Here is a 13,936-nt window from a genome sequence, read left to right as displayed (position 1 = left end):
TCAGCGTGACTCCGCCAGTCGGGCGAGCCACTCACGGCGCGCGTTGCCGCCGTCGGCTTCGGTGTGCTCACGGGCGGCGGTCTCCGCACCGTTGGCGTCTCCGGCGGCGATGCGCGCGACGATTTCCCCGTGTTCGTGCCAGACGACTTCCTGCATCGGCATGGCCCCGAGCGTGGCTGCCATGGCCCGCATGATGTGTGGCCATTGGGGGGCGACCGTCTGCGCGATCAGCGGATTGCCCGATGCGTCGTGCAGAGCCGTGTGAAACGCCACCTCGATGCGTACCTGCCGTGCCACCGGTGTGCCTCGCGTCATCGCCATGCCTTCGGCGACGGCGTCCTGAAGGCGTCGCAATTCCGGCTCGCTCAACGTTCCCTGCGACATCCGTGTGGCCGCGAGCCGTGCCGCCAGACCGTCGAGCGCCGTGCGCACCTCATACAGCTGTCGCAGATGATCGGCGTCGATGGGCGCCACTTCCAGCCCCTGACGTCCGCTGTCGCAGACCAGTCCGTCGCGCTTGAGCAGTTGCAGGGCATGGCTGACAGGCTGACGCGACACCCCCAGCGAGTCGGCCAACTCGGCCTGGCGGATGCGCTCGCCCGGGGGCAGCGTGAGGTCGGCAATGGCGTCGCGCAAGCGCGAGTAAACCTGATCGATCAGCACCGGCGTGCTGGCGAGCGGCGCGAGCGGGGCAAGAGGCGAAGGGGGTGAAGAGGGTGGATATGGCAGGTCGGGCGTCGCGTTGTCGCCGGAGGCAGCGGGGTTTGACATGGAATTCCGGTGGTCGCCGGGTTTGTGATATCTGGAATTCCGAATTCTACGCCGGCAGGCGGATGCCGGGGAACCTTTTTTCAGTCGAGGGGCAATCGTGAGGCCGGATGCGTTGCGGCGGCGGCTGACGTCAGTCGCTCGGGTCCAGTTCCGGCGGGGCAATGGACGCCGCGCGGGCGGGCGTCTGAAGCAATGCCTGAACGGTCGTGCGGGTCCGCTGGAGGCGGCGGGCGAGCGCCCAGGCGTCGGCCTCGTGCTCGAACAGACCGACGATCAGATGCGGTTCCGCGGCGAAACCGTCGGAAAACAGGCCGATGTTCTTGGCAATCATCTCGCTCGCCCGCTCCACCGAGACGGTGTATTGACGTGGCGAACGGTATTGGTTGATGACGACGGCAAAGGCGCGGGAGAACGCGTCGGACATGCGGGAACCTCCTCTGACAGCATTGCGCGAGGGCACCGGCGTCGATCGTCGGGACGCCGCGCTCAGCGTGGCACTTCCGGTGATTGTAGGCGATGACAGCCCACGTGTCGGGACAAAACGATTGGGAGTGGGCCGTGTCGGTAATGTGCCGTGTGGCGGCATAAAAAAAGCCGCCGAGCGGGTCGGCGGCGCAACAGAGAGGGTGACAGCGCAACCGAAGTTGCCGAAGACCAGCTTAGATTGCGGCGATGACAGCGTTGTGACCGCAGCGTCGACAAAGCGGCGGGCATTCACCGGCGTCCACAGGCGGATCGCGAGGTGACGTGTACGGAAATTTTCGGGAAAGCCTCTCACCGCGCGCGCTGCGCGCTCAAGGCCCTCCGTGGTTCGATGCGGCTGAGTGCGTTGGCCGGCTAGACAAGCACGGGCAACGCCTCCACGACAAGGAATGCAACGAGCGCTCCGACCACCGCCCCGGCGGCACGCAAGCTGTAGCGCGTGCCTCGCGTTGCAGCGGGGATGCCGCCAACGAGCAGTGCACCGGCCACCGCCATCGGCAGGAACAACGTCAGGTCGTAAAGGTTGAAGTGGAATGTGGGCATCTTTCTTGTCTCCTCACCTGAATCGCCTTTCCACTATAGGACGGCGGCGGAGGATGCCCAAGTTTGGTGCGATGCAGCATGTTGCTGCGGGGAGACTGCCGTGTTGGCGGGGGTTAGTCTTCCTGACGCACCGCGTGCATTTTACGGCGGGCGTTCCACATCGCCATGTCCTTGCGGGTGCGCATGCGATCGCTGACGTTGATGCCCGAGGGCTGTGCGCTCGGCGCGGTAACGGCAATGTCGTTGGCTTCGCTGCGCGCCTGCACCATCATGACGAGCGTAAACAGCGAGGCGGCAAGCGCCAGCAAGATCAGCTTCATATGGCCCCCGGGTGAATCTGTGGTCAATCTGGTCGGTATATCCATCGTCGTCATCGTCCTGACCGATCCTCCAAAGGGACCGTGCCGGCGAAGGTGGCGCGATGCTTCTGTATTGCCCTGCTGACGAACTACGTTGCCGCAACTGCCTGACGGGAGGGGAGCTTCGGTGCGTCTGACACGCGCTGGGATCGCGTCTTGTCGTGCGCGACGCATGATAGCCAGCGATTATGACAACTCGCCGGGGTTGCCAAAAAAACCGGCGTATGCGGCGCAGGCTGTTCCCCATGTCCTTTAACGTATAGCGACGGCTGTGGGGAAAAGTTTAGATTTCGTGACACTTTTTTTCGAGGCGGGCCAAAACGCGATGCCACCGGGTTTTGGCCCGTTTCTTTCCAACAAACGATTTATGGCTGATGCGAGACGTCGTCGTGCGGGCCGCTGGCCTGAGCGGCCCGGCGTGCGTTGCGCTCAGGCAATGCCATGGCCGCAAGCGACGCCAGCGCGGCGCCGGCCTGGGCGACCTCGTGCATCACGTCCGGCGACGTACCGAACGCTATCGCGAGCCCGGTCAGGCCGGCCCATGTCGACGGCTCGAGCAGCCGGGACAGGAGAAAGCTCATGCGCCACCTCCCGGTGCGGTGTCGTCGAGCGACGTCTTGCCGCTGAAGTAGAACGGCGTCATGTCGATGTTCGAGACCGTCGCCGTCTGCCCCAGACCCTCATGCGCCGCGTTGGCGAGCACGCCGTTATCCTGATCGATCGTCCAGGTGAAGAGGCCTCCCAGACCGTTGCGGCGCACATAGTCGCCTTTGGCGCGCACCGTGCGCGGCGTGTCGAGTGACATGAACATGCCGCTCGACGGCTGATACAGGAAGTCGGCATCCGCCACCGGATCGGTGTAAAGGACGAAGCCGTGACGTGCCGCGCCGCCCTCCAGATCGAGGTAGTTGCGCAGCACATCGTAGTACTCCGTAGTGCCCGACTCGAACGTGCCGGTGGTGATGTCGTCGCCCGGCGAGTAAGTGCCGGCGAGCGCCGACACTTGCGCGATCTCCGCCTGAAGGGCGTTACGTGAGTACGCGGCGTAACCGATGTGCACCTTGGAGAGCGGCACGCCTGCCTGGCGCAGCCAGTTCACCGCCCGATCGATGGAAAAGCCGCTGGCGGCGGTCGGGTCGGTGTCGTGCAGGTTGGTGTGGTGAGCGAGCGTCGGCGCCCACGGCGTACCGAAGAAGTCATACGTCATCAGGTTGAGACGCGACACCCCCGCTGCGATGAGGCCGGGCAGGTTGGCCTTGCTCATGTCGGCGACGTTGGCCGAGGCGGCAATCGAGATCTCGACGTCCTTGCGTCCGGCGGCAATCAGGGCTTTCTTCAGATCGCCGACGAGTGCGGCATAGTTGGCGCCGTCCGTATCGTCGTACACATTGCCGGTGTCGCCGGGCGAGCCGGGATATTCCCAGTCGATGTTGATCTCGACGAACATCGGAAAGCGCTTGAGCAGATCGACTACACTCGTGCAGAACGTCTTGCGCCGCGCGGCGCTGGCGGCCATGCCGTGAAACGCCTGACTCATGGTCCAGCCGCCGATGGCGAGCGCCATTTTCAGTGCGGGATTCCTGGCGTGCAGCAGACGCAGGCCGCCGAGCACCCCCTGAGCACGCGACTGTTGGAACATCGGCATGACGTCGTTGCTGACCCAGCCGTCGAATCCGCAGTTGCGATAGGCCAGCACGTCGCCCCAACTGTCGACGAACGTGGCCTGATCCGGATGGCGCACGAAGTCGGTGGCCGCGCGCGCAATCGTTTGCGCCTTCTCGCCCTGATCGCCGACGATGCCCGCAAAGCCGATGATCAGACGGTCATAGGCGAACGGATCGAGCAACATGAGATCGACACCACATCCGGCGGCATCGTTGCTGAAGTCGCCGTCGAGCCGCCCGTCGTACTGCGACCAGTCGGTGTAATAGCCCGAGACCTCGAAGGTGTTTTTGGCGTAGCGGTTGTAGACACGGCGTGCCACGCGTGCCGACGTGTACGACAGTTGTGTGGTGCTGGTGGCCGGATCGAAGCCGTTCTGTGCGTAGGTCGTTTCGGTGGCACCGTTCTGCGGATCGCTCGGATAGACGAGTTCGCTTTGCGCGCCGGGCGTGGCGGACTGTGCCGAATCGATCGACCCGGACGAAGGCGGCAAGGGTTGCGGGGGCGAAGCATTGGGCGAAACGGGAACGGCGGTGGACGCACGTTGCGAAGGGGTATCGGACATGATGTAGCTCCTGAAGTTGAGTGGACCTATGCCGTCGCCGGGCAGCGTTGGCCGCAGCGGCATCGGCGTTGCCAGCGTCGTCTGCGCTCAACGTTCGCGCCAGCGCAAACGGCGTGTCAGGGTGAACAGGGCGCGTGGCAGCGTCGCCGAGAGCCACGCCAGCGCGCGCGGCAGGCGTGGCCCGTGCGCAGGTGACGTAACCGGCGTGGGCGAGGTGGGCGCGTCGCAAGGTGCGAAGCGATAGCCCACTCGCGGCACCGTCACGATGTGTCGATGCAGATCGAGCGGAATCAACTTGCGGCGAAGGCGCGAGACGACTTGCATCAGATTGGTGTCGTCCTGCTCGGGCCGCTCCGGCCACAGCAGCGCGATCAACGTACGTTTGTCATGGACGACATTGGCAGGCGAGCGCAGGGCACACAGCAAGCGATACTCGATCTGCGGAATCCGCACGACTACGCCATGGCGACGCACCTCGCCATGCCCGTCGCGCGCCACGCCTTGATGGAGCAGGGCGACGTGCGAGGACGTGTCGGCGGCGTCGCAGACGGTCAGGTCTTCGCTCGACGACGCCTCACGCGACTCGCTCGGGGCGTCGCCGTGAAGCACGCCGGAATGCGCGTCGGCTGGCGGCCAATCGAAGCGATATCCCACGCGCGCCACGGTCACGACGGCGCGTTGCAGTCCGAGCGGGGCAAGCGAGCGTCGCAGCCGCGAGACAAGTTGCACGAGGGCGGCGTCTTCCATCCATTGCGCCCGCGTGCCCCACAGCGCTTCCATCAACGCGCGTTTGCCGAACGCCGTGCCCGCGCGGGCCGCAAGCAACACCAACAAACGCTTTTCCTGTTCCGATAGCCGCGCGGAAATGCCATCGCGTTGCACGAGATTGGTGACCTCGTCGAGGTCGAACGGTGACATCGGCATGGGGCGCTCCTTGTAACGAGTCAGGGACGCCAACCCTAGCGATGCGCGTTCGCCTGTCACAAGGCGACAAGCGCGACATAGATGCCGTCATCGGCGCCATGTCGAGATGCGTTGTGCGCACCGAGTGCCTTGGCGATGTCACGCGTCGCCCCGCGAGGTAAGATAGCTGCCATATCTCGCAATGGTGGCCAGATCGCTGGCCGCGCGGCGCCATTGCCGGCTTCCCGACTCTTCCCGGATTTCGTCATGCTCGAACTCATTTCCGAACACCGTTGTTTCGGCGGCGCGCAGCGCTTCTACCGTCATGCCTCGACCACCATCGGCCTGCCGATGCGTTTTTCGGTGTTCTTGCCGCCGCAAGCACGCGACGGACGTGCCGTGCCGGCGCTGTTCTATCTCGCGGGACTGACGTGTACTGAAGAGACGTTCATGATCAAGGGCGGCGCGCAGTGGCTCGCCGCAGAGCACGGCGTGGCGCTGATCGCGCCCGACACCAGCCCGCGAGGTGCGGGCGTGCCCGGTGAGACCGATGCGTGGGATTTCGGTGTCGGCGCGGGCTTCTATCTCGATGCCACGCAGGCACCGTGGTCGGCGAACTATCGGATGTACAGCTATCTCGTCGACGAACTGTACGGACTGGTGACGCAGTCACTGCCCATCGATGCGGGGCGCATCGGCATCTTCGGTCACTCGATGGGTGGGCATGGCGCATTGACGCTCGCGCTGCGCAATCCTGACAAATTCCGCTCGGTGTCGGCATTCGCGCCGATAGCGGCGCCGATGCGTTGCCCGTGGGGCGAGAAGGCGTTCACGGGGTATCTGGGCACGGATCGCGAGACGTGGCGGCAGTACGACGCCAGCGAACTGATGGCGAGTGCCGGACAAATGGTGTTCCCGGGCGGCATTCTGATCGATCAGGGGTTGAACGATCAGTTCCTGGCAGCGCAACTGCATCCGGACATCTTCGAGCACGCCTGCCGCGACGCCGGCCAGCCGCTCACGTTGCGGCGTCACAACGGCTACGACCACGGCTACTACTTCATCCAGACCTTCATGGCGGACCATCTGTCACATCACGCCGAGCATTTGCGCGCGTACTGATCCGCCGTCCACCGGGTATTGTTGCTCTCAGACCGCCTGTGCCTCATACCGGCGCGGCGGCGACACGATCTCGTCTTGTGCCCGAACGATTTCCAGCTCGTAACGGCCGGCGAGATGGGTGGCCCTGAGCACGGCATCGACGGCTGCCAGCGTGTGCTCGAACGCCGCACGCACGGTATCGCCTTTGAGCCATTGTGCGAGAAAGACCCCCGAGGTCAGGTCGCCCACGCCCACCGGCTGACGCGAGAACGGATACAGCGGCCGGTGGCCGTGCCATGCCTCGTCGTTCGTCACGACCAACATGTCGAACCGGTCGGCGGGCTTGCCGGCGTACTCCAGATGTTTGACGAGCACCATCTTCGGACCGCGCTCGAGCAGCGCGCGACAGGCGGCCACGGCATCTTCGAACGTATCGATCGGATGCTGCGAGAGCTTCTCCAGCTCAAGATGATTGGGCGTCATGATGTCGGTGGCCGCCGGCATGTGTTCGACGAGGAACTGCTCGATGCCCGGTTTGACCTGACACCCTTTCTCGGGATGACCCATTACCGGGTCGCACAGATAAATCGCGGCAGGATTGGCCTGCTTGACGCGTTGCACGGCCGCGAGCACATAGCCGGCCTGCTCGGCGGCGCCGAGGTAACCGGAGAGTACGGCGTCGCAATGGCCCAGCTCTCCAATGTCGGCGATGCCCTCGACCAACCGCAGGATCTCCTCGCTGGGCAGTGCCTGACCGGTCCATTTGCCGTACTGCGTGTGATTCGAGAACTGCACCGTGTTGATCGGCCAGACGTTGACCCCCAGGCGCCGCATCGGAAACTCGGCGGCGCTGTTGCCGGCATGGCCGAACACGACATGGGACTGGATGCTGAGAATGTTTTTCATGTGGGTGTAGTGCGCGAGGGCGAGCAGGCGAGAAGGACAACGCCCGCCAACGGAACGATCCCGTCGGAAGACGAAAGCGTCGCCGTCGCGGGCGTTGAGCGTCGGTGTGGCGGGCAGGGAGGCTGCGCCGCCACACTGACGTCTACTGCGTTACTTCTTCGATGAAATGATGGCGTCGGCCACGTTCTTCGGCGCTTCGGCGTAGTGCTTGAATTCCATCGTATAAGTGGCGCGCCCCTGCGTGAGGGAGCGTAACGAGGTGGAGTAGCCGAACATTTCCGACAGAGGCACTTCGGCGCGCACGATTTTGCCGCCGCCCACAATGTCGTCCATGCCCTGCATGATGCCGCGGCGTCCCGAGAGGTCGCCCATCACGTTACCCATGAACTCTTCGGGCGTTTCGACTTCCACGGCCATCATCGGCTCGAGCAACACCGGCTCGGCTCGGCGCATCGCCTCTTTGAACGCCATCGAACCGGCCATGCGGAAGGCGTTTTCGTTCGAGTCCACGTCGTGGTACGAGCCGAAGGTGAGCGTGACTTTCACGTTGACGACCGGGTAGCCGGCCACCACGCCACTGTTGAGCGTCTCGCGAATGCCTTTGTCCACGGCCGGAATGTACTCGCGCGGCACGACACCGCCCTTGATCGCGTCGACGAATTCGTAAGGTTTTTCCTTGTCCGGCTCGAGCGAGATGACCACGTCGCCATACTGGCCGCGCCCGCCCGATTGCTTGACGAATTTGCCCTGCACGTCCTCGACTTTCTTGCGAACCGTTTCGCGATAGGCGACCTGCGGTTTGCCGACGGTCGCCTCCACGCCGAACTCGCGACGCATGCGATCGACCAGAATTTCGAGGTGCAACTCGCCCATGCCGGAGATGATCGTCTGCCCCGACTCTTCGTCGGTCTGCACGCGGAATGACGGATCTTCCTGCGCGAGACGATTGAGCGCGAGGCCCATCTTTTCCTGATCGGCCTTCGTCTTCGGCTCGACAGCCTGCGAAATCACCGGCTCCGGGAAGTCCATCTTCTCCAGAATGATGACGGCGTTCGGATCGCACAGCGTGTCGCCGGTCGTTGCTTCCTTCAGGCCCACCGCGGCGGCAATGTCGCCCGCGCGCACTTCCTTGAGTTCCTGACGCGTGTTCGCGTGCATCTGCAGAATGCGCCCCAGACGCTCCTTCTTGCTCTTGAGCGGATTGAGCACGGTGCCGCCCGACTCGATCACGCCGGAGTACACGCGGAAGAAGATCAACTGACCGACGAACGGGTCGGTCATGATCTTGAAGGCGAGGGCGGCGAACGGTTCGTCATCCGACGGATGGCGCTCGATTTCCTTGTCGTCCTCGTCGTGACCGGCGATAGCGGGCACGTCGACAGGCGAGGGCAGGTAATCGATCACGGCGTCGAGCATGGCTTGCACGCCCTTGTTCTTGAAGGCGGTGCCGCACAGCATCGGCACGATCTCGCCGGCCACAGTGCGTTTGCGCAAGCCGGCCTGGATTTCCGCTTCGGTCAGCGTCTCGCCGCCGAGATACTTCTCGAGCAGCGCCTCATCGGCTTCGGCGGCGGCTTCGATCATTTTCTCGTGCCATTCCTGCGCCGCGTCCTTGAGGTTGGCGGGAATGTCGATGTACTCGAACTTCACGCCCTTCGATTCTTCGTCCCAGACGATGCCTTTCATCTTCACGAGATCGACCACGCCCTGGAAATTGTCCTCGGCGCCAATGGGGATCTGAATCGGCACGGCATTGCCGCGCAGACGTTCGTGAATCTGTTTGTAGACACGGAAGAAGTCGGCGCCCACGCGGTCCATCTTGTTGACGAACGCGATGCGCGGCACCTTGTATTTGTTGGCCTGACGCCAGACCGTCTCGGATTGCGGCTGCACGCCGCCGACCGAATCGTAGACCATGCACGCGCCGTCGAGCACGCGCATCGACCGCTCGACTTCAATGGTGAAGTCGACGTGGCCAGGGGTGTCGATGATGTTGATGCGATGCTCGGGATAGTTGCCGGCCATGCCGCGCCAGAAGCAGGTCGTCGCGGCGGACGTGATCGTGATGCCGCGTTCTTGTTCCTGCTCCATCCAGTCCATCGTGGCAGCGCCTTCGTGGACTTCGCCCAGCTTGTGATTGACGCCCGTGTAAAACAGGATGCGTTCGGTCGTCGTTGTTTTGCCAGCGTCGATATGAGCACTGATGCCGATGTTTCGGTAGCGCTCGATGGGGGTCTTTCGGGCCACGGTACACCTCTTTTCCAGACGGTGGGAAAAAGCATAGCAGCAGCCATCATACTCCAATGTTGCATTGCCGCGCTGAGCATGACAACGGACGAAAAACCAGCAAGCATGGGGATTTGCGACGGCCTGCGGCCGCGTGTCACGGGCGGCCGAAACCCTTGGCAACGCTTCGCAACCCCATGCATTTTGCGGCCGTCGGACGACGTGCCGCCATGCCCCGGCAACATCGCCGGGGCGGTGGTCAGTCAGGCGCCCATGGGCTCGGGCACCGAGGCACCGATGGGGTACGGGGTTTCGGGGTTACGCCACCTGACGTTGACGGGCAAACGCGAGCACTGCCCCGCGCGGGCCGTTGGCGGCGACGTCGGCGTCGTCGTGACCTGACACATCGGCGTCGCCGCCGGCGAGTCGGAATACCGCGACGGCTTCGCGCAGTTGACGGGCCTGATCCTCCAGCGACCCGGCAGCGGCAGTGGCCTCTTCGACAAGCGCCGCATTTTGCTGCGTGACCTGATCCATCTGCATGACGGCGGTGTTGACCTGCTCGATGCCCCCCGATTGCTCGCTCGATGCCGCCGAGATCTCACCCATGATGTCGGTCACGCGCTGCACGGCCTGCACGATCTCGGTCATCGTGCGACCGGCATCGAGCACCTGGGATGAACCGTCCTGAACCTTGCCGACCGACGTTTCGATGAGCGCCTTGATCTCCTTGGCGGCGGCCGCACTGCGCTGGGCGAGCGTGCGGACTTCCCCGGCGACCACGGCGAAGCCACGGCCTTGTTCACCGGCACGCGCGGCTTCGACGGCGGCGTTCAGGGCGAGGATGTTCGTCTGGAAGGCGATGCCGTCGATCACCCCGATGATGTCGTTGATCTTCGCCGAGCTTGCTGCGATGTCTTGCATCGACGTCACGGCGCGTTCGACAACGCGCCCACCTTCGCCCGCGATCTCCGAAGCGTTCGCCGCCAGTTGACTTGCCTGACGCGCGTTGTCCGCATTCTGGCGCACCGTCGCGGTCAGTTGCTCCATCGACGAGGCGGTCTCTTCAAGCGATGCGGCCTGCTCTTCGGTGCGTGCCGACAAGTCGGTGTTGCCCGCGAGCAATTGCCCCGATGCGGACGCGATGGCGGCCGTGCCGCTGCGCACGCGCCGCACGATCTGATCGAGACTTTCATTCATGTGTTTGAGGGCCGCCATCAGTTGGCCGGTTTCGTCGCGGCTCGTCACCTCGATGCGGCTCGAAAGATCGCCTTTCGCCACACGCTCGGCGACTTCGACCGCACGCGCAAGCGGACGCGTGATGCTGCGCGTGACCGACAAGGCGGCAACGATGCCGATAACGGCTGCCGCGGCGCCAATGGCGGCGAGCAGCCATTTGGCGAAGACGATGTCGGCGCTCGTGGCGGCACCGGTGTCGTCGACGATCTTTTGCTGGAGCGTGACCAGGTCGATGGCTTCCGCCTGCATGGCGTCGAGGGCGGGCAGGGCGTCCTGCTGTGCAATGCGCAGGGCGCTATCGCGCTGATCGGCACCCAACTCGGCGATCACGCTGCCACGCGCTTTCAGAAACGCCTCATTGTGTTGCCGCAGGGCGCCGAGCAACTGCTTGCCCTTTGCCGACGTCACGTACTTGTCGAGCACTTCCTGCGCCTTGGCGATGTGTGTGAGGTTGGCATCGATGCGCTGGTTCAGCGCGTTGCGTTGGGCGGCGTCGGTGGTGATGACGATCTCCATCAGGCGGCGCGCATTGCCTCGCACCATGGCGTCGATGCTGTGCGCGGCATCGGCCTTGGCCCACGCGCGGGTGAGCAGTTCTTCGTTGGCACGCTCGATGGCGACGAAACGTACCAGCGCGATGATCAGCATGGTCAGCAGCAGGACTAGCAACGTGCCGAAGCCGATGGCAAGCCGGGTTCGGATCTTCAGGTCGGCGATTCGCATAGAAGTGACTCCTTATAGGGATTTGATGCCGGGACGACACGGGTGACGTGTGGCTCACGGCGTGTCGAGGAGTGGTCGCCGGTCTGCCGTAGAACGCGTCGATACGATGGATGAAGCACTGACGCGACGTTGGCTCACGCGTCGGGTTCGACACGTGTGACATGTCCGGCGACGCGTGACGGGGGGATTCGATGAAGCCTGTCCGTCTACCTTCGTATACGACGCAAAATACGACAACTGAAGGTTTTCCTACATACAGGCGGGGTAAACGACGGGATGCGTCGTGAGGCGAACGCCGACAGAAAAACTAGACGAAGCGCACGGCATAGACGGGCGGCAAGTGCGCCGAGACGCATTCCCATTGCTCGCCGGCGTTGTTGCTGATCCATAGCGCGCCGGTCGTCGAGCCCATGGCGAGCGTGCGGCCGGTGGCGTCGATGTCGAGGCCGTGGCGATAGATCAGATCGTAGGAGGGAGTTTCCGGCAGCCCGTGGGACAGTGCGGTGAACGACTCGCCGCCGTCACGCGTGCGGGTGACGACAAGCCGCGCGTCGACCGGGATGCGGCAGGCATCGCGTTGCGCCGGCACGAACCACGCCACGTCCGGGTCGTGCGGATCGACCGCAACGGCAAAACCGAAACTCGACGGGGCCGCCTGAATCCGTCGCCAGGACGCACCGTAATCGAGAGTGCGAAAGATGCCGTTGTGATGCTGCGCCCACAAGGCGTTGGGTGCATCGCGGCATTGCACGAGCCGGTGAACGTCCTGCGCGTTAGGATCGAGACGTCGCTCGGGCGGCATGTAATCGGCTTCCATGCCGCTCGCCGCCAGCGCCCAAGTTTGACCGTCGTCGCGCGTGCGCCAGACGCCACCGGTCGACACGGCGACCATCACCTGCCGGCTGTCGTGGGGATCGATGCAGATCGAATGGATGCCCGCGTGATCGTAGCCGCCGCCCATCCACTCGGCGCGCTCCGGGCGATCCCACAGACTCTGCACCAACGCCCAGTGCTGCCCGTGGTCGGCCGAGCGGAACAGGCCGCCGGGAATCGTGCCGGCCCAGAGGACACCGGGGGCGTCCGGGCCCGCCGCTTCCAGCGACCAAAGCAGATCGACCGATGGCGCCTCGCCGGAGGGTGGTTCGGACTGCTGTGTTTGCGGGGCAAACGCCGGTGGCGGGAGTTCGGTCCATGCGTCTGCATTGCGCGTGCGGCACCAGAGTTTCACGCCGAAGTGTCCGAGATTGAGCGCGGCGTAATCCGTTCCATCGCGCGCGTCGTGCAGCACCATGCTGACGGGCTCGCCGGGAAAGTCGGGCGTGTTCGACATCAATCGCCAGACGGTGCCCTCACGCTGCCATGTGAACAAACCCTTGCGGGTGGCGACCAGTAGCGTGGCTCCGGTGACATGTTCCACAGTCTTCCTCCTTGATGCATGCGGGTCTTGTGCGTTGCCCGCCGGTTCATCCGCCCGAGAGTGCTTGCGCCACGTACACGCGACTGGCGTTCTGTAGCGGGTCGCTCAGCGAGCGACGGTCGCGGATCAGCCATCCGTCGACAAAGACGGCGACGTGTGCGCGTAACCGGCCCTGATCGTTGAACAGATAACCGCGCAGATCTGGCGCATGCGCAACGCATTGCGCGAGCGCGTCGTGAACGGTCTGGCCATCGACGGATTGGGCGTCCACGCTGACGTGGCGCTGAATTGCGGGTGCAAAGGTGACGGTCGCCATACCCGATCATGCGGATGTCGTGGCGACGCACGAACCCGCATGCGATGAGAACGAGACTTTCAGTGTAGACAATGAGAACGCCTCGCGCAGTGTGCATTTCGATATCGTCGCGTGGACGCTGCGCTATGTTCCTCAGGAAATAACGCGTGCTGCGGCCATACGCGACGCGGCAGGGCGCTATCTGGTGTCCTTTGGATGACGATCTGTGAGTGTCGACGCCGGGGAAGCGTCGTCACAGGGTGTGGCCTCGCATATCGGACACTCCCCATCCCCCATTCACCTCTTTATTGTTCACCATTATTGGCGTGCCCACGAGCGCAGTGCCGCGGGTAAATTCCAGGAGGGAGCAATGGCAAAAGGGAAAGGAAAAGACATTGGCATGGGACGTTGGTCCGATGCGGCGATCAAGCGTCAGTGGCGGTTGCACCGGGCGGGAGAAGCCTCGCAGAAGGAGGATGCGACGGTCCGGCGTCCGCCGGAGATCGCGAAGTGCGAAGGTTATTTTCTCTGGAGTGTGCGTCAGGCGGCGTTCGTCGGCCGTCACGACGGCACGCTAAAGGGGGGCGGGCGACATTACGTGTCGTGCACGGCACAGGCGAAACGCTATGCGAGCGAGGTGCAGGCGAGGGCGGCCGGAGACGCGATCGCAGGCGAAGTGCTGATCCTGTATGGCTACGCCGTCAACACCCCGCTCTATGCCGTGGGGCGTTGACGGCAAGCCA

The 13,936-nt window shown here is 64.1% G+C and carries 14 protein-coding genes; 2 read left to right on the top strand and 12 right to left on the bottom strand.

What is annotated here, in order from left to right; genetic code table 11:
- The 7 genes from PI93_RS17420 to PI93_RS17390 form a co-directional block, all read right to left on the bottom strand.
- Complete coding sequence (locus PI93_RS17420; protein WP_080759246.1) at window positions 1–771, bottom strand: GntR family transcriptional regulator; 771 nt, start codon at window positions 769–771, stop codon at window positions 1–3.
- Between the two features lie 130 nt (window positions 772–901).
- Window positions 902–1,195 (bottom strand): hypothetical protein, encoded by a 294-nt coding sequence (locus PI93_RS17415; protein ID WP_039371824.1) that lies wholly within the window; start codon window positions 1,193–1,195, stop codon window positions 902–904.
- Between the two features lie 413 nt (window positions 1,196–1,608).
- Window positions 1,609–1,797, bottom strand: coding sequence for a hypothetical protein (locus PI93_RS17410; protein WP_039371827.1), 189 nt, complete (start codon window positions 1,795–1,797; stop codon window positions 1,609–1,611).
- A 113-nt stretch (window positions 1,798–1,910) separates the two neighbouring features.
- Window positions 1,911–2,117, bottom strand: a complete 207-nt coding sequence (locus tag PI93_RS17405; RefSeq protein WP_039371830.1) for a hypothetical protein — start codon at window positions 2,115–2,117, stop codon at window positions 1,911–1,913.
- Window positions 2,118–2,521: 404 nt separating this feature from the next.
- A complete protein-coding gene (locus tag PI93_RS17400) occupies window positions 2,522–2,737 on the bottom strand; it encodes a hypothetical protein (protein ID WP_039371833.1) in 216 nt (71 codons plus the stop codon).
- Complete coding sequence (locus tag PI93_RS17395) at window positions 2,734–4,383, bottom strand: glycoside hydrolase family 18 protein (protein ID WP_080759247.1); 1,650 nt, start codon at window positions 4,381–4,383, stop codon at window positions 2,734–2,736. The genes PI93_RS17400 and PI93_RS17395 overlap by 4 nt, the downstream gene beginning before the upstream one ends.
- Window positions 4,384–4,470: 87 nt before the next feature.
- Window positions 4,471–5,307 (bottom strand): winged helix-turn-helix domain-containing protein, encoded by an 837-nt coding sequence (locus tag PI93_RS17390; protein WP_052240746.1) that lies wholly within the window; start codon window positions 5,305–5,307, stop codon window positions 4,471–4,473.
- Window positions 5,308–5,553: 246 nt separating this feature from the next.
- Between PI93_RS17390 and fghA the strand changes: the two genes are divergently transcribed.
- A complete protein-coding gene (gene fghA, locus PI93_RS17385) occupies window positions 5,554–6,408 on the top strand; it encodes an S-formylglutathione hydrolase (protein WP_039371836.1) in 855 nt (284 codons plus the stop codon).
- A 27-nt stretch (window positions 6,409–6,435) separates the two neighbouring features.
- On the opposite strand, the gene pdxY is transcribed toward fghA, so the two are convergent.
- The 5 genes from pdxY to PI93_RS17360 all read right to left on the bottom strand — a co-directional run bounded on the left by pdxY (window position 6,436) and on the right by PI93_RS17360 (window position 13,214).
- Entirely contained in the window at window positions 6,436–7,293 is an 858-nt protein-coding gene (gene pdxY / locus PI93_RS17380; RefSeq protein WP_039371839.1) for a pyridoxal kinase PdxY, read from the bottom strand.
- A 150-nt stretch (window positions 7,294–7,443) separates the two neighbouring features.
- Complete coding sequence (gene fusA, locus PI93_RS17375; protein ID WP_039371840.1) at window positions 7,444–9,540, bottom strand: elongation factor G; 2,097 nt, start codon at window positions 9,538–9,540, stop codon at window positions 7,444–7,446.
- 297 nt (window positions 9,541–9,837) lie between these two features.
- A complete protein-coding gene (locus PI93_RS17370; protein ID WP_039371843.1) occupies window positions 9,838–11,481 on the bottom strand; it encodes a methyl-accepting chemotaxis protein in 1,644 nt (547 codons plus the stop codon).
- A 307-nt stretch (window positions 11,482–11,788) separates the two neighbouring features.
- Entirely contained in the window at window positions 11,789–12,898 is a 1,110-nt protein-coding gene (locus PI93_RS17365) for a VPS10 domain-containing protein (protein WP_039371846.1), read from the bottom strand.
- Window positions 12,899–12,944: 46 nt separating this feature from the next.
- Complete coding sequence (locus PI93_RS17360; protein WP_039371850.1) at window positions 12,945–13,214, bottom strand: MoaD/ThiS family protein; 270 nt, start codon at window positions 13,212–13,214, stop codon at window positions 12,945–12,947.
- Between the two features lie 349 nt (window positions 13,215–13,563).
- Here PI93_RS17360 and PI93_RS17355 point away from each other — a divergent pair, with 349 nt between their 5' ends.
- Window positions 13,564–13,926 carry a hypothetical protein gene (locus PI93_RS17355; protein ID WP_144400340.1) on the top strand — a complete coding sequence of 121 codons (363 nt, stop codon included), beginning with the start codon at window positions 13,564–13,566 and terminating at the stop codon, window positions 13,924–13,926.
- Window positions 13,927–13,936 lie beyond the last annotated feature (10 nt).

Origin of the sequence: Pandoraea fibrosis (assembly GCF_000807775.2) — a bacterium.
Taxonomy (GTDB): Bacteria; Pseudomonadota; Gammaproteobacteria; order Burkholderiales; family Burkholderiaceae; genus Pandoraea; species Pandoraea fibrosis.
Note: the sequence above shows the minus strand (reverse complement) of the source record. Positions and strands in the feature narration are given on the sequence as shown.